The following is a 20,309-nucleotide window of genomic DNA, read 5'->3' on the forward strand; positions in this document are numbered from 1 at the left end:
GCGGGCGCACCCCGATATAGTCGCGGCGCAGTTCAATCCCCCTCAACCGTGGAGCGCTTATGACCGTCGCGACCGACACTTTCCTTATTGCCGCCGCCGCCGGCGGTTCGCAGTTTCTCAGCACGCTCCTGATGATCGTGGCGTTCATCGCCATCTTCTACTTCCTCATCATGCGCCCCCAGCAGCAGCAGGCGAAACGTCATCGCGAGATGATCGCCAATCTGCGCCGCGGCGACGAAGTGGTCAGCGGCGGCGGCCTGATCGGCAAGGTCGCGCGTCTGACCGATGACGAGGCCACGCTGGAATTGTCCGAGGGTGTGCGCGTCAAGGTCATCAAGGCCACGATCACTCAGGTGCGCACCCGCACCGAGCCGGCCAATGATTCCGGCGATGGTGATGACGGTGAGCCTGCGCCGGCCGTCAAGCCGGCCGCCAGGAAGCCCGCTGCGCGCAAACCCGCCGCCCGCAAGGCGCCGGCCAAGCCCGCTGGCGATACGCCGACAGAATAAGCGCGCCGCGCGGGGCTGATCGTCAGTTCCAGCGCCAGTCAGACCGGAACGCCCATGCTCTATTTCGCTCCCTGGAAGACGGTGCTGATCCTGGCCGTCATTCTGATCGGCTTCGTGTTCACCCTGCCCAATTTCGTGCCGGAATCGGTCCGGTATGATTCGGACGGGCGGGCTAATGCGCCCTGGACTGTTCTGCCCAACCAGACCATCAATCTGGGGCTTGATCTCCAGGGCGGGTCGCATCTGGTTTTCCAAGTCGATCTTGACGAGGTGCGTCAGGACCGGCTGAGCAATCTGCAGGAAGATGTGCGCGCGCTGTTTCGCCGTGCGCCGCCCATCCTGTCGGCCCCGCCTGCGGTGATCGACAATCAGGTGGTGGTCAGACTGTCGGACCCGGCGGACATGGAGCGCGCCATTGAGCGCCTGGACGAGATCAACGAGCGCGTGTCCGGCGCAGGCGGTCAGGCCGGGACGGCCCGCACGCTGAATATTCAGGATGCCGGGGACGGGCGCACCATTGCAGTGGAGATCACCCAGGCGGAGCTTGACTCCATCCGCCAGCGGACGGTGCAGCAATCCATCGAGATCATCCGGCGGCGTATTGACGGCATGGGCACCACTGAACCGGTCATCGCCCGGCAGGGTGACGACCGGGTGCTGGTCCAGGTGCCCGGCGAGAGCGACCCCCAGCGCATTATCGAGCTGGTCGGAACCACGGCCCGCATGACCTTCCACATGGTGGAGTCCGGCGTTGATGTCGGTCCAGATTGCCGCGGCCGCACGCCTCCGGGTGTGGTGGTCTACCCCACTGACGAGCCCACAGAGCCGTGTCTGGCGGTGCAGCGCCGCGCCCTGGTGACCGGCGAGCAGCTCGTGCGCACGGGCCAGAGCTTTGACGAGAACGGCCAGCCTGTTGTGGCTTTCACGTTCAATCAGTCCGGGGCGCGGGCCTTTGGCGAGGTGACCCAGACCAATATCGGCCGGCGCTTCGCCGTGGTGCTGGATGATGTGATCATCACCGCCCCGGTCATCCGTTCGGCGATCCTGGGCGGATCGGGCATCATCCAGGGCAATTTCACCGTCGCGTCGGCGTCCGATCTGGCCACCATGATCGGCGCGGGCGCGCTGCCGGCCCGTCTGGCGCCGATCGAAGAACGCACGGTTGGGGCCAGTCAGGGGCAGGACTCCATCGAACGCGGCCAGATTGCGATCCTGATCGGCTTCGGTCTGGTGATCGTGTTCATGTGGCTGGCCTATGGTTATTTCGGCGTGGTCTCCACCGCAGCGCTGATCACCAATATCTTCTTGCTGCTGGGCGCCCTGTCAGGCCTTCAGGCGACGCTGACCCTGCCGGGCATTGCCGGGATCGTGCTGACCATCGGCATGGCGGTGGACGCCAACGTGCTGATCTACGAGCGCATACGCGAGGAATGGCAGGCCGGGCGCACGCTCGCGAGCTCCATCGAGAATGGTTACAACCACGCCCTCTCGGCCATTCTGGACGCCAATATAACCACCTTCATCGCAGCCGCCGTCCTCTACATGCTGGGGGCGGGACCGGTGCGCGGCTTCGCCGTGACGCTGGGCATAGGGATCATCACGTCGGTGTTTACCGCGTTCGTGCTGTCGCGCCTGCTGATCTCGATCTGGCTGCGGGTTGCGCGGCCCAAGAAATTGGCGATGTAGGAGCTGCCAGTCATGAACTTCTTCCCCCTGGTGCGCCTGCTTCCCGAGGAAACGCAATTCCGGTTCATCCGGATGCGGGTTGCGGCCTTCGCTCTGTCTCTGGTGATGGTGCTGGGCTCGGTCGGCGCCTTCTTCACCCTCGGGCTCAATCTTGGCATTGATTTTCGCGGCGGCACGTCCATCGCGCTGACCACCGCCCCGGAGCCGGCTGATCTGGCGCAGATCCGCGGCGCGCTGGCCGACCTCGGTCTGGGCGATGTGCAGGTGCAGGAATTTGGCAGCGCGTCGGATGTGCTGGTGCGCATCGCCATGGTCGATGTTGAGACAGCCGAACGGGTGTCCGGCGCGCCGGTAGAGGACTTCGAGGCGGCCCAGCAAGCGGTGCGCCGTGTGGTTCAGGCCGCGCTCAACGAAAGCCTGACGTCGGTGGAATATCTCAGCGTCGAGGTGGTGGGCCCCCAGGTGTCCGGCGAGCTGGTCGTCGCGGGCGCGACCGCTGTGATCGTCGCGCTCTTGCTGATGCTGCTCTACATCTGGTTCCGGTTCGAGTGGCAGTATTCGGTCGGCGCGGTGGTTGCACTGATCCATGACGTGATCCTGACAATCGGCTTTTTCGCCGTCACCCAGCTTGAATTCAATCTGCCGACCATCGCGGCGATCCTCACCATCGTTGGCTATTCGATGAACGACACGGTGGTGGTGTATGACCGCATCCGTGAGATGTTCCGCAAATTCAAGAGCAAGCCGACACCTGACGTGCTGGATATGGCGATCAATGCGACCCTGTCGCGCACCATGCTGACGTCGGGCACGACGCTGGTGGCGATCGTGGCCATGGCGGTGATCGGCGGTCCGGCGCTGGAAGTCTTTGCGTTCGCGCTGATCTGGGGCGTCACCATCGGGACGTTCTCGTCCATCTTCGTCGCCGCGCCCTTGCTCACCCTGACCGGGGTCAAGCGCGAGAGCCGTGAAGAGGACGCTGCGCTTGCCCCCTGACGTGCGAGCCCCGGCGATTGACGCCTATGGCGATGGGGGCTTCCGCATTGGCGGCGTGCGCAAGGATGGCGCGACGCTGATCCTCGACGGTGCAGCCCGCGCCTGGCGCGATGCGCCGGAAGACGCCGCCGGGCTCACCCCTGGGCATTTCACCGATTTGCTGAATGCGCAGGCGCGCCCTGACATGGTGGTGCTGGGCGCCGGGGAGCGGCTGATCCATCCGCCCGCCGCTGTGCGCAAGGCGTTCCGCGATGCCGGAATCGGGCTTGAGGTGATGGATACCGGATCGGCCTGCCGCGCCTATAACCTTCTGGCGGGAGAGGCGCGGCGCGTCTACGCCGCGCTGCTGCCGGTCTAGGCTGTCGGCGCGGCGTTTGGTTCGCCGTCAGCGCCTGCGAACCGGGCGGTCCACTCAGCGACCTGCTCATCCTCGATCTTGGCAAACAGAATCGGCGGCGGGGTGAAGGGGAGACCGCGGGGCAGGGCGTCCAGCAGGTCCTTGGCGGGGCCGCTGGGCCAGGTGCGGTTCTTTTCCGGAACGCCCAGCGCATCGAGGATTTTCGCGGCCGCTTCCGGGATGACCGGCTGCGCCACGATGGCTGCGATGACCGCCAGATTGATCCCGGTGCGCACGCCCAGGGCCGCGGCGTCCGGGTCGCTCTTGAACTTCACCCACGGTTCGGCGCGGGTGAGATATTCATTGCCAGCCACCCACAGAGCGCGGGTTTCTGCGCCGGCCTTGCGGAACTCCATCGCCTCGTAATGGGCGGCGATGGCTTTCAGCCGCGCATCAAGCTCGGCTTCCAGCCAGGCTTCGTGTTCGCCCGGCTCGCCGCCATCGGGGATTTTCGCGTCAAAGCGTGACGCCCCGAACTTTGTGATCCGGTTGACGAAATTTCCCAGTACATTGGCCAGATCGGTGTTGATCACGCTCTGGAAATGCTCCCAAGTGAATTGCGCGTCCGCGCCTTCCGGTCCGTAGGCGGTGAGATACCAGCGCCAGTAATCGGCCGGGAGCAGGTCGAGGGCCTGGTCCATGAACACGCCGCGCTTTGAGCTGGTGGAGAATTTGCCGCCATACCAGGTCAGCCAGTTGAAAGCCTTGAGCTTGTCCACCGTCTTCCAGGGCTCTTCAGAGCCCAGGATCGTGGCCGGGAAGCTGACCGTGTGGAAGGCGACATTGTCCTTGCCCATGAACTGGACATAGCTGACATCGCCCGCGCCCTTGTCCGTGCGCCACCAGCTTTCCCAGTCGCCGCCCGTGGCGTCTGCCCATTCGCGCGTCGCGGCGATATAGCCGATGGGCGCATCGAACCAGACATAGAACACCTTGTTCTCAAAGTCCGGGCGCGGCGCGCCGTCCTTGGTGACCGGCACGCCCCAGGCCAGATCCCGGGTGATGGTGCGGTCGCGCAGGCCTTCATCAAGCCATTTATAGGCGATGGACTTGGCCAGGGACGGCCAGCCTTGCGCGGCGTCGACCCAGGCGCGCAGCCGGTCGGCCATCACGCTCTGGCGCAGCTGGAGATGGCGGGTGGCGCGCACCTCGATATTACGCGAGCCGGAGATCACCGAATACGGATTGATCAGATCGATCGGATCGAGAAGCTTGCCGCAATTATCACACTGGTCGCCGCGCGCCTTCTCATATCCGCAATTGGGACAGGTCCCTTCGACGTAGCGGTCGGGCAGGAAGCGCGCATCATCCACCGAATACACCTGGCGCTCGGTCACTTCGCTGATTAGGCCCTTGGCCTCCAGCACGGCCGCAAAATGTTGTGTCAGCACCGCGTTCTGGGGCCGCGAGGTGCGTCCGAACCAGTCCCACTGCAGAGCGAATTTCTCGCCGAGGCCTTTTTGGATCTCGTGCTGCTCGTCGCAATAGGTCCGGACGTCCTGGCCTGCAGCCGCCGCGGCCAGCTCGGCCGGCGTGCCGTGCTCGTCGGTGGCGCAGATGGCCAGCACCTCATGGCCGCGCATACGCTGGAAACGCGCATAGACGTCAGCGGGCAGCATGGAGCCGGCCAGATTGCCCAGATGCTTGACGCCATTGATATAGGGCAGGGCGCTGGTGACGAGAATGCGGGCCATGGCAGATGTCCGTTGAAGGCGGATGGGTGAGCGCGCATGCATAGCGGCGCACTTTCAAAATAGGAACAGGGTGCGCGCACGCCTACCCGGCCAGACGGTGGCGCACACCGCCCCGCCTCTCGACAAATCGGCCTGATCGCGTAACGGTCTGGAGCTGAAACCGGACCCGGGCCCTCAACTCATGACCACGCCGACGCAACCGCCGCAGACAGAGCCGGATTCTGCTCTGGAGGACATCGTCCCGCTGGGCGACATCCAGGCGCGGGTGATGGAGGCGTTCGACTGGTTCGAGCAGACCGTGCTGAACCTGGATAACGGCATCCAGATCGTGCTGATCGCCGCGGCGCTGGCGCCCGCCCTGATTTTCGGGCCGCGCCTGCGCCGCCTGGTGGCGCAGGCCACGTCCGGCTTTCTCAAGACCGGTCTGCCGCGCCGCCTGATCAACGCGGCATCCATGCTGATGACGCCGCTGGCGCTCCTCCTGGTGCTGACCCTCATCCAGATCCTGCTGGCGGCGCTGGACCGGCCCTTTGCCATCGTCAATGCGTCCACCAGCCTGATGACCGCCTGGATCGTGATCCGGGCGGTGTCCCTGGTGATCCAGTCGAAATTCTGGTCCAAAGTGGCCTTCTACATCGCCTGGCCCATCGCCGTGCTGGACGTGTTCGGCCTGCTGGTGCCGGTCATCCAGCAGATGCAGACGCTGGCGGTCCCGCTGGGCGTGGCTGATGACGGCTCGCCGGTTCAGCTCTCGCTCCTGGATATTTTCCGCACCCTGATCTACTTCGCGGCGCTGTTCTGGCTCGCCTCGCTGGCAGGGCGCACGATCAACGGCCAGCTGGAAAAAACCGAGGAGCTGTCGCCCGCTTTCAAGGCGATCATCTCCAAAGTGCTGGGCGTGGTTCTGCCGGTCACCGCGCTGCTGATCGCGTTGCAGATGACCGGGTTCAACCTGGCCACTTTGGCGATCTTCTCCGGCGCGGTGGGCATCGGGGTAGGTCTGGGCCTGCAGAAGACCGTGTCGAACTTCGCCGCCGGTTTCACCCTGCTGGCGGACAAATCCATCAAGCCTGGCGACGCCATCGAGGTGGACGGCACGTTCGGCTGGGTCACCGGCATGCAGTCGCGCTATGTGTCGGTGCGCACCCGTGACGGCACCGAAATGCTGATCCCCAATGAGCATTTCATCATGAACGGGGTGATCAACTGGTCCCACTCCGACCGGGTCGTCCGCCTGCATGCGCCGTTCGGGGTGTCCTACAAGACCCGCGATCTGCGCGCGGTCCAGGAGCTGGCCCAGAAGGCCGCCGCCACCGTCCCCCGGGTCGTGTCCGACAAGGATCCTGTCTGCAACGTCATGGAATTTGGCGACAGCGCGGTCAATTTCGATCTGCGTTTCTGGATCGCGGACCCCGAAGCGGGCCTCTCCAACGTGCGCAGTGATGTCTATCTGGCGGTATGGGACGCCCTGCACGAGGCGGGGGTCGAAATCCCGTTCCCGCAAATGGACCTGCACGTCAAAGCGCTGCCCGCCGCCGCCCCGGAGCCGCCGGAGCCGGCTTAATCGGGCTGATTTTCGCCAAGGCTGGCGAGGAAATTGCGCACCACCATCACGCTGTCCTGCGGCGCTTCCTCCATGGGCATATGCCCCACATTCTCCAGCACCACGGCGCGCGCGTTGGGCATCGCCGCTTCAAAGCGCGCGGCGTTCTCCACTGGGATCATCACGTCGGTCGCCCCCCACAGGACGAGGGCCGGCGCCTCGACCCGCGCCAGATCCGGCTCCGGGTCTGGCAGGGTGAACAGATCAAGCCGCGCGATCAGCGCTTCAGCGACGCCCGGGCTCTGCATCATGGCGCGGATGCGCGTCACCTGTTCGTCTGTGACCTTGTCGGGATCCGCGTAGAGCATCCGGGTGGCGCTGCGCACCGCCACTTCAGGCGCGGTGGTCAGGTACAGGCGCACGGGCAGAGGGATCGGCGCCGGTTCATCGCCCACGCCATGCATCGGGTAGCCGCCGGGGCTGACCAGCACCAGGCCCTCGACCCGGTCCGGATTGTCGGCGGCATAGCGCCACGCCACCAACCCGCCCAGCGACGAGCCGCCCAGCACAAAGCGCTCCGGGGCGGCCTCATCGAGCAAGGCTGCGACTTGCGCCACCGTGTCCGTCACGCTGTAGGCGCCATCGGCGCGCGCGCCGGTGAGGCCATGGCCGGGCAGGTCAAAGCGGATCACGCGGTAGTCGCGCGACAAATCCAGCGCCCATGCGTCCCACGTCTCCAGTGAATGGCTGAAGCCATGGATCAGCACCAGCGCCGGGGCGCCCGCCGGGCCCTCCTCGCGCACGCGCCAGGTCTGGCCGGCGGCCTCGACAAACCGGTCGGTGCCGGTTGGCAGGTCAGCGCGCGGAGCGGACGCCTGGAACGAGCCGGGCGTCAGGAAGACGAACACGGCGATCACCAGGATCGCAATCAGGATCAGGGCGCCCAGAATGCGCAGCAGCATGGTCTTCATCCTTGAAACGCAGGCTCAGGCGAGCCCGGCGAGAAACGAATCTATGGCCCGGGCCGCTTCGGGCTCGGTCAGCAGCGGAGCATGGCCCACATCGGGGACTTCGGCATAGGCCATATGCGGCGCGCGAGCGCGCATATCGTCCACGCAGGAGGCCGCCAGCAGATCCGTGATCGCGCCGCGCACCAGCAGCAGAGGGGAGGCGGCCAACGCCTCGAATTGCGGCCAGAGATTCGGCGGGGCCACCGCGCTGGAGCGCGCGAGCTTTGAAATGGCGGGATCATAGTCGAACACCACTTCGCCGGTTTCCAGCTCGCGGCAGGTGCGCCGGGCGAACGCCTCCCAGAACGCCTGGCCGGTTTCTTTGGGAAAGGCCTCGCCATTGATCGCGCGAACGGCGTCCGCCGCGGCGGACCAGTCGGCGAAAGGCCCTGAAGCCCCGCCCACATAGCCCTGAATGCGCGTCAGCCCCCTTGGGTCCAGCTCGGGCCCGATATCATTGATGATGGCGCCGGCGATCAGACCGGGGCGGCTTGCGGCCATGATCATGCTTATCAGCCCGCCCATAGAGGTGCCCAGCGTGATCACCCTGTCCCAACCGGCCTGGGCGAGGACGCCGAACATGTCCTGAACGTAGACGCCGGGATTGTAGTTTTCCGCGACCGGATCATGGTCCGAGTTTCCACGTCCGCGCACGTCAACCGCGATTACCGAACGGCCCGCTGCTGTAATAGCCGGTATCACCGCTTCAAAGTCCCGGCTGTTGCGCGTCAGCCCGTGCATGCACAGGACCGGCAGGTGGTCAGACCCCGCATCGTAGTGGCGGTGCCAGGTCTTCACGCCATCGGGCGCTGTGTAGTTGCGGGCAGTGTAGCCTGTCATGTGTTCGGGTTTCCTGCGGTCTGGTTCTCACGTTCGGCGCGCGCTTCGGCGTCCTTCGCGCACAGACGGCGAAACCCGGCTGCGATGAAGTCTGGCAGCCGGTCGGCGACGGCCTTGATGTCTGTGGATTTGCACATGCCACCGGACAAGGTATCGATCCGGCCCGTCTCGGCGAAAGTAAGCACCAGCGCGCCGGACAGGAAGTGATAGCTCCAGAACAGCTCTTCCTCGGGGCAATCGGGCAACGCCTTGCGGATGGACTGAAGGAAGCGGCGCACGATCGGGTCATAATATTTTGACATCACAGCGCCGCCCCAGTCCGGCGCGTTGGTGATCTGGCCGATCAGGGCGAAATAGCTTTTCCATCCCGGATCCCCGTGGATCGACCGGTCCAGCAGCGGATGGGTGAAGGCGGCGATGATCTGCTCGACGGTCGGCCCGCCTGGCCCGGCCTCGCGCTCACAGGCTTCCAGCTCCTGCAACCGGACCTGATTGAGCTGTTCGGCGCGGCGCAGCAAAACGTCGTCGAACAGCTCTCGCTTGCCGCCGAAATAATACGTCACCAGAGCCGGGTCACTCTCGGCTTCGCGCGCGATCTCCCGGACAGTCACGCCGTGGAAGCCCTTGAGGGCGAACAGTTTCTCGGCTGCGTCGAGCAGCTTCTCGCGGGTGACTTCACCGCGGCCGAGTTTGCGGGCGACTGCCATGCGGCCTCGCTTGTTTTGGGAGCAGTTGGAACGGTCGCTCCGGGTCCGGACAGTGTGGCGCTCACGCCTCACAGATTTGTCTCAACGTCTGAGGAAAGTCTAATTGCCGTTGACTTTTCATTCAACGTTGAAATTATCGCCGCCGAAGCGCCCCGTCAGTTGGGCGCACGGGCAATACCAGGGAGGGATGCTCAATGACCATGCTCAAGAAAATTACGACGGCTGCTGTCCTGTTGACCAGCGCATCGTGCCTGCCGTTCGCTGCTGCGGCGGTCGCTCAGGAAACCAGCGCCAGCGACGCTCCGGCCCGTGACGTGATAACGGTCACCGCCCGGCGCCGCGAAGAGTCACTGCAGGACGTCCCGGTCTCGGTGACGGCCTATTCCGGCGCCCAGCTGGAAGCCATCGGCGCCCAGGACATCACCCGAATCGCCCAGACCACGCCGAACGTGACGCTGGAAGTGTCGCGCGGCACCAACTCGACGCTGTCCGCCTTCATCCGCGGCGTCGGCCAGCAGGACCCGGTCGCCGGCTTCGAAGCAGGCGTGGGCATCTATATCGACGACGTGTATCTCAACCGTCCCCAGGGCGCCGTTCTGGACATTTTTGACGTCGAGCGCATCGAAGTGCTGCGCGGCCCGCAAGGCACGCTCTATGGCCGCAACACGGTCGGCGGCGCGGTGAAGTATGTGACCCGCCGTCTCGATGCCGAATCGCCGACCTTCTCCGCGCGCCTGAATATCGGCAGCTACGAGCAGCGCGATCTGATCCTGACCGGTTCGGCGCCGCTCACCGACACGTTCCGCGTCGGCGGCGCAATTGCGCGTCTGAACCGTGGCGGTTTCGGCACGAACCTGACCAATGGCGAAGACAATTACGACAAGGATGTCTGGGCCGGCCGGATCTCCGCCGAGTTCGAGCCCACCGACCGCATCTTCATCCGCGCGGTCTATGACCGCACCGAAGACTCGTCCAATCCGCGCGGCGGCCACCGTCTGATCACCTCGCTCCTGACCGGCGCGCCCGTGCTCGACAACGAGTTCGACACCCGGGCCGGCCTGAACGTCGTCGACCAGAACATCGAAGCGCAGGGCCTGTCGCTGTCGGGTGATTTCCAGATCAATGACCAGTGGACCTTCCGCTCCATCACCGCATGGCGCGAAGACAGCTCCGTCACCCCGATTGACTTTGACTCGCTTCCCGCCGCTGACCTCGATGTGCCGGCGATCTATGAGAACGAGCAGTTCAGCCAGGAATTCCAGCTGGTCTACACCGGCGAGCGCCTGAATGGCATCATCGGCGCTTACTATCTCGACGCGGAAGCCTCAACGGTGTTCGACGTGGTGCTGGCCAATACCGGCGCGCTGATCGGCCTGCCGGGCCTGAACGCCCAGACCTTCGGCGACGTCAGCACTGAAACCTGGTCGATCTTTGGCGACTTCTCCTACGATCTGACCCCCGAATGGTCGGTGTCGCTGGGCGCGCGCTACACCCATGACGAGCGCTCCTCCATCGTTCTGCGCCGCACCTATATCGGCGGCTTCTCGGAGTTCTTCGGCGGCAATCCGACCCTGATCGCCACCACCTCGGACTTCAACGGCTCGGAAAGCTGGACTGATTTCAGCCCGCGCCTGTCGGTCTCCTATCGTCCTGACGACGCGAACAATTTTTACGCCAGCTTCTCCCAGGGCTTCAAAGGCGGCAGCTTCGACCCGCGCGGCCAGACCTCTGTGGCGATCGGCGCCGGCATTGACGTGTTCGAGTTCATGCGCTTCGAGCCGGAAACCGTGAACGCCTACGAGGCGGGCTGGAAGTTCGCCGACGGCCCGTACCGTCACTCGCTGGCCTTCTTTTACAATGACTACACCGACGTTCAGGTGCCCGGCTCCATCGGCGTGGACACTGATAATGACGGCGTGTTCGATACCTTCTCGGGCGTGACCACCAATGCCGGTGCGGCGACCATCTGGGGCTTCGAGTATGAAGGCGCCCTGGGCCTGGCCGAAGACGCCTTCAGAACTGGAGACACGCTCGATTTCAACTGGGCTGTGGGTTACCTGAATGGCCAGTATGATCAGTTCATCAACGCCTTCGGCGTGGACGTTTCCGATACGGCGGTGATCCAGAACACCCCCGAATGGATGGCCGCGGGCACGCTGAACTACACCGTGCCGGTGTCCAACGGCGCCCTGTCGATCATCAACACGCTGGCCTATCGCGGCGCCTACAGCCAGTTCGAGATCCCCAATGCGACGCTGGATCAGGACGGCTACACCCTGTGGAACGCCTCGGCGGTCTGGAACTCCAATGACGGCCGCTGGCAGGCGGGCGTTCATGGCCGCAACCTGACCGACGAGCGCTACAAGGTGTCGGGCTATAACTTCATGAACGCCAACGGCACGCCGAACCTTGGTCTCGAAGGCACGCTGACCGCCTTCTACGGCGATCCGCGCACCGTCACCGCCACTATCGCATTCCGCTACTAGGGGGGCAGGCGAGGGGGACAAGCGCCGCTGCGCCCGGAACCGGGCCAGCGGCGCTTTTTCTTTGCAGTGACGGATACTTCGGTTCCATCATGACGCCTGCGCCCTGGAGCGCCAAAAAGACAGACCATGGGGAGCGACATGACCACCGCCAGCCAGTCTCCGGGGGCCGCCGAGCCCGCGCCGCCCACGACGCGCTATCGCGCGTGGGTCCTGTTCATGCTCTTCATCGTTTACGCGTTCAATTTCCTGGACCGGCAGATCATCTCGATCCTGGCGATTCCGATCCGCGAGGATTTGGGGCTGGATGACCGCCAGCTCGGCCTTTTGGGCGGCATCGCGTTTGCCGCGCTCTATTCCACGCTGGGCGTGCCCATCGCGTGGTTGGCCGACCGGTCCAATCGAACCTGGATCATCACGATTTCGCTTACTGTCTGGAGCGGCTTCACGGCTGTGTGCGGCTTTGCTCAGAATTTCTGGCAGCTGTTCGCCGCCCGGGTCGGCGTCGGGGTGGGCGAGGCCGGCGGCGTCGCCCCGTCCTATTCCCTGATCGCAGACTATTTTCCGCCGGACGCCCGTGCGCGCGCGCTGGCGATATACTCGCTGGGCATTCCCATCGGCAGCGCCTTCGGCGTGGTGGCCGGGGCGCAAATTGCGGGCGGAGCCATTGGCGAGGATCTCGACTGGCGCGCCGCCTTCATCATTGTGGGTCTGGCCGGCGTGCTGATCGCGCCCATTTTCAAACTCACCATGCGCGAACCCAAGCGCGGCGGGCTGGACGTCAAGGCCGGCGCCGCTGCGGCCAAGCTCCAGCCCGAGCCGGGTGAGGCGGCGAGCGTTGGCGTGCCGGGCGAAATGGGCGCGCGGATCGTGGGCGCGCCGATGCGGCCAGGCGTCATGGCCTCGATCACCCAGGCCCTCGGATCCATCGCGGCGTTCTCCGGACGCGCCCGGCGGTCAATCTTCTGGTGGCCGTATCTGTTTGTGTTCTTCGCACAGCTGGTCGTCACGACCGTCCACCTGTTCACGCAGCTCCCCTTCATCTTGCTGCTCGTTTCGGCCTGCCTGCCGGCCCTGCTGCTGGCGACAGCAGTGCGCCGCATGAACGATTGCGGCCGGTCGCCGCTATGGCTGGTTGTGCCGATCGCGGTCCAGGCTGCGGGGCAGTATCTGTTCGTCACCGGCATGGCCCCGGCGGGGGTTCTTCTCGGCCTGGCCGGGTTCATGACGCTGGTCGGTTTCCTGGCCGCGCCGTCAGCGCCGGACAATGCGCACGGGCCGTCACCGGTCCCGGCCGACTATCTCGAGCGGCTGTACAAGCTCGCTAACCCGGGCATTCCTGATGTTCTGGCGGTGCTGATCCCCAAGCGGTCCTTCTGGCTTCTGGTGCTCGGCGCGTCCTGTTCGTCCATGATGGGATATGGCGTGTTTTTCTGGGTGCCCAGCTTCTTCGCCCGCAGTTTCCAGCTCGACATCATCTCCACCGGCTGGCTGTTTGGCGGCATATTGTTCGTCGGCGGCACGCTAGGCATCTTGCTGGGCGGCGTGCTCGGGGACCTGATGGGGAAGGGCTCCAAGAAAATGTATGCGATCGTGCCTGCGGTCGCCTTCTTCCTGGCCTTCCCGATGTATGTGGCTGGAACCCTCGCGCCGACGCCGTTGATCGGCGCCTTGATCTTCATCATCCCCACAGGTCTCGGCCTCGCCTGGCTTGGCCCGACATTGTCTGCGTTCCAACATCTGGCGCCTTCGAATATGCGCTCCATGGCCTCGGCGGTGTTCCTGCTGATCAACAATCTGCTCGGCATCGGCGTCGGCGTTTATGTGCTGGGCGAGATCTCCACCCTGCTCACGCCGGTCTTCCAGCAGGAAGCGCTGCGCTATTCGATCATGGTCGGCGCCTCGCTCTACGCGGTGGCCGGCGTGCTGTTCCTGGTGGCCTCGCGCACCATTGTGCGCGACTGGGAAAAGTAGCGGTCCCACCGCCCGGCGTCCGCGCCGGCACATCAAACGCAAAAAGGGCGGCTGTGGGTGCACAGCCGCCCTTCCTGTCTGGATGCGTCGAACCGGCGTCAGGCCGCCGCTTCCACCATGCTCAGCGTCTTGACGAAGGTGGAGATGGCGTCGGTGCGCCCGTCTTCACCGCTGGCCGCGAACAGATCGCCACGCAGCGCCAGCACGGCGTCGCCGCTGTCATTGGGCGTCTTGCCTGCCGCTTCGGTGACCCAGGCGGCCGCTTCGCCCATCGCCAGCACAGGCTTGCCCGCCGACAGGAAAGCCTGGATGAACAGGCGCGATTCCTGATCCTCGATCAGGCGCGCAATGCCGCGTTCGCCGCCGGGAACCAGCAGTCCGGCATAGGCGCTGGCGGGCTGTTCGCCGGGATGGCTGTCCACCACGAAATTCATTTCCTCATTGGCCGCAGACCGTCCGCTCACCAGCGACTTGTTCGGGCTGACGATGACGGTGCGGTAGCTGCCGCGCTCGGCGGCGGTCGCCACTTCGGTCAGGTCTGACGCATCAAATCCGTCAGCCAGCAGTACGGCGATGTCTCCGGCCTCGCCAATCTGGGCAAGGTCGATACGGTCGGGACGGTTGGACGGTCGAGTAAAAGCCACATTTCCTCCTGGCGCCTCTGATGGCGCTCCACAAACTTTGACAAATGTCGTGACAGGGTGAACGTAGGAAGAAGCTGAGCAACGTCAACATCGCGCAGTGTAATATCAGGCGAAAATCGGCGTTAACGCCCGCAATTGCCGTGCAAAACTTGCAATCCCGCTCGAATTTCACGACATAGAGCCCGCGCAAAGCCCTGAGGGGCTGCGGAAATTCACAAGCCATTTGTATGGCCCGTGGCAGGAAAATCCGGGAAAGGAAGACGTGCATGTGCGGTATCGCCGGTGAAGTGCGATTTGATGACCAGCAGCCGGATCTGGCGGCGCTTGAGCGCGCGACCGCGTCCATGGACCGGCGCGGGCCGGACGCTTCCGGTCTGCACGCGCAGGGGCATGTCGCGTTCGGCCACCGGCGCCTGAAAATCATTGACCTCACCGACGCGGCCCAGCAGCCGCTGGTGGATTCCCAGCTCGGCCTGACCGTGGTGTTCAACGGCTGCATCTATAATCACCGCGAACTGCGCGCCGAGCTGGAAGACAAGGGCTATCGCTTCTTCTCCACGGGCGACACCGAAGTGATCGTCAAGGCCTATCACGCCTGGGGTGAGGACTTCGTCCACCGCATGAACGGCATGTTCGCCTTCGCGATCGCCGAGCGCGACACGGGCCGCGTCCTGATCGGGCGCGACCGGCTGGGGATCAAGCCGCTCTATTACGCCGAGACACCCGGCGCGATACGCTTTGCCTCCACCCTGCAGGCGCTGCTGGCCTACAAGGATGTGGACCGGTCGCTCGATTCGGACGCGTTGAACTTCTATTTCAGCTTCCACGCCGTGGTGCCCGCGCCCTGGACCATGGTGCGCGGCGTGCGCAAACTGCCGCCCGCGACCCTGATGCGCATCGAACCGGACGGGCGGCGCACGACGCGCCAGTACTGGGATGTCAGCTTCGGTCCGCGCGATGACGAGCGCGGCTATACCCGCGCCGACTGGAAAGAGGTGGTTGCCGATTCCTTGCGCGTTGCCGTCAAGCGCCGCCTGGTGGCCGATGTGCCGGTGGGCGTGTTGCTCTCGGGCGGGCTCGACAGCTCGCTGATCGTGGGGCTGCTGGCGGAAGCGGGCCAGACCGGCCTGTCCACTTTCTCCATCGGATTTGAGAGCGTGGGCGAGGAGAAGGGCGACGAGTTCCAGTATTCCGACATCATCGCCAAACGCTTTGAGACCGACCACCACCAGATCCGCATCGACACCGACCGCGCGCTGCCGGCGCTGGAAGAGGCCATCGCCGCCATGAGCGAGCCGATGACCAGCCATGACTGCGTGGGCTTCTACCTGCTCAGCCAGGAAGTTTCGCGCCATGTCAAAGTGGTGCAGTCGGGGCAGGGCGCTGACGAGATTTTCGCCGGCTATCACTGGTACCCGCCCATGCTGGATACCAATGATCCGCTGGACACCTACGCCAAGGCCTTCTTCGACCGGGACCGCGCCGAGATGGGCAACCTTCTGCAGGACCGCTGGCTGAACGGCGACACGCCGCGCGATTTCGTCGCTGAGCATTTCGCCCGTCCCGGTGCGGACCGGCCCATCGACAAGGCGCTGCGCATCGATACCCAGATCATGCTGACCGATGACCCGGTCAAGCGGGTCGACAACATGACCATGGCCTGGGGCCTGGAAGCGCGTACGCCCTTTCTGGACTATGAGGTGGTTGAAGCTGCCGCGCGGGTGCCGGGCGAGTTCAAGACGGCCGAGGGCGGCAAGGGCATCCTGAAAGATGTCGGGCGTGATGTGATCCCCCACGAGGTCATTGACCGGCCCAAGGGCTATTTCCCGGTGCCGGCGCTCAAATATCTGCGCGGGCCCTATCTGGAGCGAGTGCGCGACGCGGTGACGTCGCAGCGCTTTTCAGACGCCGGCATTGTGCAGCGCGGCTATGTCGATACCCTGCTGGCGGACCCGGAAGCCCATATCACGCCGCTGCGCGCCTCCAAGCTCTACCAGATCGGCTTGCTGGCGATGTGGCTGGAGGCTCACGATCTTGGCTGACTCTCTCAAAGGAGGGCGCATGGCCGGACGCAATGCCGACACGCCGCGCAGCGCGCTCAGCCACCGGCTGAAGCGGATGCGCGAACATGGCCTGAAGCAGCCGATCAGCGGTCAGGACCGCGGCCAGCCCGACCGGGACGCCGTGGTGGATGCCGGCTGGGGCCGCCTGATCTTCGCCCAGACCTTTGACGGCGCCGAACCGGTCATCAAAGCGCTGCGCGAGGAGCAGAGCGGCAAGCGCGACATCGCCGTGTATATACGCGACCCCCATGTGGCGATGGCGGCCGCACCCCAGGAGGTCTTCCTGGACCCGTCCCATACCTTCCGGCTGGATCTATCCACCTATCGCGCCTCGCGCCGCCAGCTGAAGGGCTTTTTCGTGCGGCGGCTATGCTCCGAAGCCGACGCGCGCGCCGTGAACGTCATCTATGCGGGACGCGGCATGGTGGCGGTGGACCCGGACTTTTTCTGGCGCCAGCGCGACAGCCGCAGCCAGACCTATCTGGTCGCCGAAGACACTGAAACGGGTGAGGTGCTGGGCGCCGTCACAGGCATCGATCACGGACGCGCCTTCGCCGATCCCGAGCATGGCAGCTCGCTATGGTGCCTGGCGGTGGATTCGCGCGCGCCCCATGCCGGCATTGGCGAAGCGCTGGTGCGCCGCCTGGCCGAGCTGTTCCTTGCGCGCGGCTGCGCGTTCATGGATTTGTCGGTCCTGCACGACAATGAGTCTGCCATTGCGCTCTATGAAAAGCTCGGCTTCCGGCGCGCGCCGTATTTCACGCTGAAGCGCAAGAACACCATCAATGAGAAGCTCTTCATCGCGCCTGCGCCCGAGCAGGGGCTGAACCCCTATGCGCGCATCATTGTGGATGAAGCCCGCCGCCGCGGCATTGGCGTGGACGTGCTGGACGCCGAGGGCGGGTTCTTCAAGCTGACCCATGGCGGACGCTCGGTGGTCTGCCGGGAGTCGCTGAGCGAACTGACCCACGCCGTCGCCATGAGCCGCTGCGACGATAAATCCGTAACCCGGCGCCTGATGATCGAGGCCGGCGTGCCGACGCCCGAACAGCTCAGCCTGTCGCCCAAGACGGATGATCTGTCAGAGGCCGAAGCCTTTCTGCAAAAGCACGGCTCCATCGTGGTGAAACCAGCGCGCGGCGAACAGGGGCGGGGCGTGTCGGTTGGCATTGAAACGCGCGAAGACCTGAAGGCCGCGTTCGAGGACGCCCGCGCCCATGGCGGCGCGGTGCTGGTGGAGCAATGCGTGGCCGGGGATGATTTGCGCGTTCTGGTGATCAATGACGCGGTGGTGGCGGCCGCCTTGCGCAAGCCGCCTCAAATCCGCGGTGATGGGGTAAAGACCGCCCGCCAGCTGATCGAGGGCCTGTCGCGCCGCCGCGCCGCCGCTACAGGGGGCGAATCCACCGTGCCGCTGGACGCCGAAACCGAGCGCAATGTCGCGCGCGCCGGCTATCAGCTGGACGATATTCCCAAGGCTGGCGAGGTCATCCGCGTACGGCGCACCGCCAATCTGCACACAGGGGGCGCGCTTCACGACGTCACCGACAAGCTCCATCCCGCCATCGAGCGCAGCGCCCTGGCCGCGGCGCGCGCCATCGAGATTCCGGTGGTCGGCGTGGACTTCATCGTCACCGCGCCCGATGCGCCCGACCATGTCTTCATTGAAGCCAATGAGCGCCCGGGCCTGGCCAATCACGAACCCCAGCCGACAGCTGAACGCTTCATCGATCTGTTGTTTCCGCTATCGGCCCCGCGCAAGACCTGAGGACGCCTGTTCATGCCTGTCATCGACGACGCCTATCTCAAGGAATGCCTCGCCCGCCTGCTCGATACGCCGAGCCCGTCAGGCTATACCGATGCGGTCACACGGGTGTGCTGCGAGGAGCTCAACGCGCTGGGCGTGCCGTATGAGATCACGCGGCGCGGCGCGATCCGGGCCCGCATCCAGGGCGGACGGCGCAAGCCGGCGCGCGCCATTGTCGGCCATATCGACACGCTCGGCGCCCAGATCAAATCCATCAAGGATAATGGCCGTATGGAGGTCGTGCCCATCGGTCACTGGTCATCGCGGTTTGCCGAAGGCGCGCGCTGCACGGTCTTCACCGCCGAGCATGGCGCGTTCCGCGGGTCGATCCTGCCACTGAAAGCCTCAGGGCATACGTTCAACAAGGAGATTGATTCCCAGCCCGTGGCCTGGACCCATGTGGAGCTGCGGCCTGATGTTGTGGCAAGCAACCGGGCCGACCTCGAAGCCCTGGGCTTCAATATCGGCGACATCATCGCCATCGATCCGCAGCCGGAATTTCTCGATAACGGCTTCATCGTCTCTCGCCATCTGGACGACAAGGCCGGTGTGGCCGCGATGCTGGCGGCGCTCAAGTCGATCGTGGAAGGTGATGAGAAGCTGGCGGTGGACACATATTTCCTGTTCACCATCACCGAGGAGATCGGCCACGGCGCCAGTTCCATCCTGTCACAGGACATCGCGTCCATGGTGACCATCGATAACGGCACCACGGCGCCGGGACAGAACAGCCGCGAGTTTGGCGTGACCATCTCCATGGCCGACCAGACCGGGCCGTTTGACTATCACCTGACCCAGAAATTGCTGCGCCTGTGCCGGGACGAAGGGATCGAGCACCAGCGCGACGTGTTCCGCTATTACCGCTCAGACAGCGCCAGCGCCATCGAGGCGGGGGCCGATGTGCGCACAGCGCTCGTCACCTTCGGGATCGATGCATCTCACGGCTATGAGCGCATCCACATCCACGCCCTGCATTCGGTGGCGCGCCTGATCCGGGCCTATGCGCTGAGCCGCGTCGAGATCGGCCGCGACAGCTTTGAGCTCTCCGATCTGTCGGGCTTCACCAAGCTGCCCATGGAGCCGGCCGATGAAGCCGAATGGGATGGCCGCGATGAAGCGCCGGAAACGCCGTCGGGGAAGCCCTAGGCGCGCAGCGCAGTCCGGGCCGTGACTGCCACCGGCCAGTTGATTGCGGGCACGGACTGCACGGCCGGGCGGGCGAACAGATAGCCCTGCATCAGGTCAATGCCGAAGCCTTCGAGGGTCTGCATCTCCTGCACGGTTTCAATGCCTTCGGCGATGACATTGACGCCCAGCAATTTGCAGGTCGAAACAATCCCGCTGACTATCGCCTGGCGTCCGGAATCCTGGTCAATGCCGCGGATCAGCCCCATGTCGAGCTTGATCACATCCGGCCGGAAATCGGCCAGCAGGCCGAGGCCGGAGAAGCCCGCGCCAAAGTCATCAATGGCGGTGATCAGATTGCGCGCCTTGTATTCAGTGATGATGGCCTTGACGTGCGCCACATCGGTGATGCGCTCGCCTTCGGTGAATTCCAGCATGATCCGGTCGGCGGCGAAGCCAGTGCGGTCAGCCGCTTCCATGGTCGTGCGGATGCAAGCCGCAGGGACATAGACCGCGTTGGGCAGGAAGTTGATGGACAGGATCGGGCCATCGGGAGCGTTGAACAGCTCAGCCGCTAGTTCAATGGCTTTGACCCGGCAGGCCTAGTCAAACGCGTATTTGTTGTCATCGGTGACTTGGTCGAGCACCCACAGCGCGCCCTGGCCTTCAGGCCCGCGCACCAGCGCCTCATAGGCCCAGGCCTTGCGTTGCGACACGCTCACGATGGGCTGAAACGCCATGGTGAACTCGAACGGGGCCGTCACGCCGTCGCGGCAAGCGGAGCATTTCATGACGATATCCTTGTAAGTTGCGAAGAATATTGCCGTTTCG

Annotated in this window: 17 protein-coding genes; 10 read left to right on the plus strand and 7 right to left on the minus strand. The window is 64.8% G+C overall.

Annotated elements, in window-relative coordinates:
- Positions 1-59: 59 nt before the first annotated feature.
- Genes yajC through L2D01_07945 form a run of 4 tightly spaced genes read left to right on the plus strand, consistent with a single transcriptional unit; the run spans position 60 to position 3,549 of the window.
- Positions 60-509, plus strand: a complete 450-nt coding sequence (yajC, locus tag L2D01_07930) for a preprotein translocase subunit YajC (GenBank protein ID WBQ08832.1) — start codon at positions 60-62, stop codon at positions 507-509.
- Between the two features lie 54 nt (positions 510-563).
- A complete protein-coding gene (gene secD / locus L2D01_07935) occupies positions 564-2,195 on the plus strand; it encodes a protein translocase subunit SecD (protein WBQ08833.1) in 1,632 nt (543 codons plus the stop codon).
- 12 nt (positions 2,196-2,207) lie between these two features.
- Positions 2,208-3,191 (plus strand): protein translocase subunit SecF, encoded by a 984-nt coding sequence (gene secF / locus L2D01_07940; GenBank protein ID WBQ08834.1) that lies wholly within the window; start codon positions 2,208-2,210, stop codon positions 3,189-3,191.
- Positions 3,181-3,549 carry an Mth938-like domain-containing protein gene (locus tag L2D01_07945; protein ID WBQ08835.1) on the plus strand — a complete coding sequence of 123 codons (369 nt, stop codon included), beginning with the start codon at positions 3,181-3,183 and terminating at the stop codon, positions 3,547-3,549. The genes secF and L2D01_07945 overlap by 11 nt, the downstream gene beginning before the upstream one ends.
- Here L2D01_07945 and metG read toward each other — a convergent pair.
- Positions 3,546-5,282 carry a methionine--tRNA ligase gene (gene metG / locus L2D01_07950; GenBank protein WBQ08836.1) on the minus strand — a complete coding sequence of 579 codons (1,737 nt, stop codon included), beginning with the start codon at positions 5,280-5,282 and terminating at the stop codon, positions 3,546-3,548. The two genes, L2D01_07945 and metG, sit on opposite strands and share 4 nt — an antisense overlap.
- 181 nt (positions 5,283-5,463) lie before the next feature.
- Here metG and L2D01_07955 point away from each other — a divergent pair, with 181 nt between their 5' ends.
- A complete protein-coding gene (locus tag L2D01_07955; protein ID WBQ08837.1) occupies positions 5,464-6,846 on the plus strand; it encodes a mechanosensitive ion channel in 1,383 nt (460 codons plus the stop codon).
- Here L2D01_07955 and L2D01_07960 read toward each other — a convergent pair.
- From L2D01_07960 to L2D01_07970, 3 genes are read right to left on the minus strand one after another with little or no spacing between them, the layout of a single operon-like run.
- Positions 6,843-7,787, minus strand: coding sequence for an alpha/beta fold hydrolase (locus L2D01_07960; GenBank protein ID WBQ08838.1), 945 nt, complete (start codon positions 7,785-7,787; stop codon positions 6,843-6,845). The two genes, L2D01_07955 and L2D01_07960, sit on opposite strands and share 4 nt — an antisense overlap.
- A gap of 24 nt (positions 7,788-7,811) precedes the next feature.
- A complete protein-coding gene (locus L2D01_07965) occupies positions 7,812-8,675 on the minus strand; it encodes an alpha/beta hydrolase (protein WBQ08839.1) in 864 nt (287 codons plus the stop codon).
- Positions 8,672-9,382, minus strand: coding sequence for a TetR family transcriptional regulator (locus tag L2D01_07970; GenBank protein ID WBQ08840.1), 711 nt, complete (start codon positions 9,380-9,382; stop codon positions 8,672-8,674). Before L2D01_07970 ends, L2D01_07965 begins: the two co-directional genes overlap by 4 nt.
- Before the next feature lie 200 nt (positions 9,383-9,582).
- Between L2D01_07970 and L2D01_07975 the strand changes: the two genes are divergently transcribed.
- Positions 9,583-11,868, plus strand: coding sequence for a TonB-dependent receptor (locus L2D01_07975; GenBank protein WBQ08841.1), 2,286 nt, complete (start codon positions 9,583-9,585; stop codon positions 11,866-11,868).
- Positions 11,869-12,006: 138 nt separating this feature from the next.
- Entirely contained in the window at positions 12,007-13,839 is a 1,833-nt protein-coding gene (locus L2D01_07980; GenBank protein ID WBQ08842.1) for an MFS transporter, read from the plus strand.
- Positions 13,840-13,937: 98 nt separating this feature from the next.
- On the opposite strand, the gene L2D01_07985 is transcribed toward L2D01_07980, so the two are convergent.
- Positions 13,938-14,483 carry a DJ-1/PfpI family protein gene (locus L2D01_07985; protein WBQ08843.1) on the minus strand — a complete coding sequence of 182 codons (546 nt, stop codon included), beginning with the start codon at positions 14,481-14,483 and terminating at the stop codon, positions 13,938-13,940.
- Positions 14,484-14,749: 266 nt separating this feature from the next.
- On the opposite strand from L2D01_07985, the gene L2D01_07990 reads away from it, so the two are divergent.
- From L2D01_07990 to L2D01_08000, 3 genes are read left to right on the plus strand one after another with little or no spacing between them, the layout of a single operon-like run.
- Positions 14,750-16,525 carry an N-acetylglutaminylglutamine amidotransferase gene (locus L2D01_07990; protein ID WBQ08844.1) on the plus strand — a complete coding sequence of 592 codons (1,776 nt, stop codon included), beginning with the start codon at positions 14,750-14,752 and terminating at the stop codon, positions 16,523-16,525.
- Positions 16,526-16,544: 19 nt separating this feature from the next.
- Complete coding sequence (ngg, locus tag L2D01_07995) at positions 16,545-18,314, plus strand: N-acetylglutaminylglutamine synthetase (GenBank protein WBQ08845.1); 1,770 nt, start codon at positions 16,545-16,547, stop codon at positions 18,312-18,314.
- Between the two features lie 12 nt (positions 18,315-18,326).
- Positions 18,327-19,499, plus strand: a complete 1,173-nt coding sequence (locus tag L2D01_08000; protein ID WBQ08846.1) for an osmoprotectant NAGGN system M42 family peptidase — start codon at positions 18,327-18,329, stop codon at positions 19,497-19,499.
- Here L2D01_08000 and L2D01_08005 read toward each other — a convergent pair.
- Positions 19,496-20,002, minus strand: coding sequence for an EAL domain-containing protein (locus L2D01_08005; protein WBQ11628.1), 507 nt, complete (start codon positions 20,000-20,002; stop codon positions 19,496-19,498). The two genes, L2D01_08000 and L2D01_08005, sit on opposite strands and share 4 nt — an antisense overlap.
- Positions 20,003-20,080: 78 nt before the next feature.
- On the minus strand, positions 20,081-20,269 hold the full coding sequence (locus L2D01_08010; GenBank protein ID WBQ08847.1) for a hypothetical protein: 189 nt from the start codon (positions 20,267-20,269) through the stop codon (positions 20,081-20,083).
- Between the last annotated feature and the right edge of the window lie 40 nt (positions 20,270-20,309).

The sequence above is a fragment of the Hyphomonadaceae bacterium ML37 genome (genome assembly GCA_027627685.1).
Lineage (GTDB): Bacteria > Pseudomonadota > Alphaproteobacteria > Caulobacterales > Maricaulaceae > Oceanicaulis.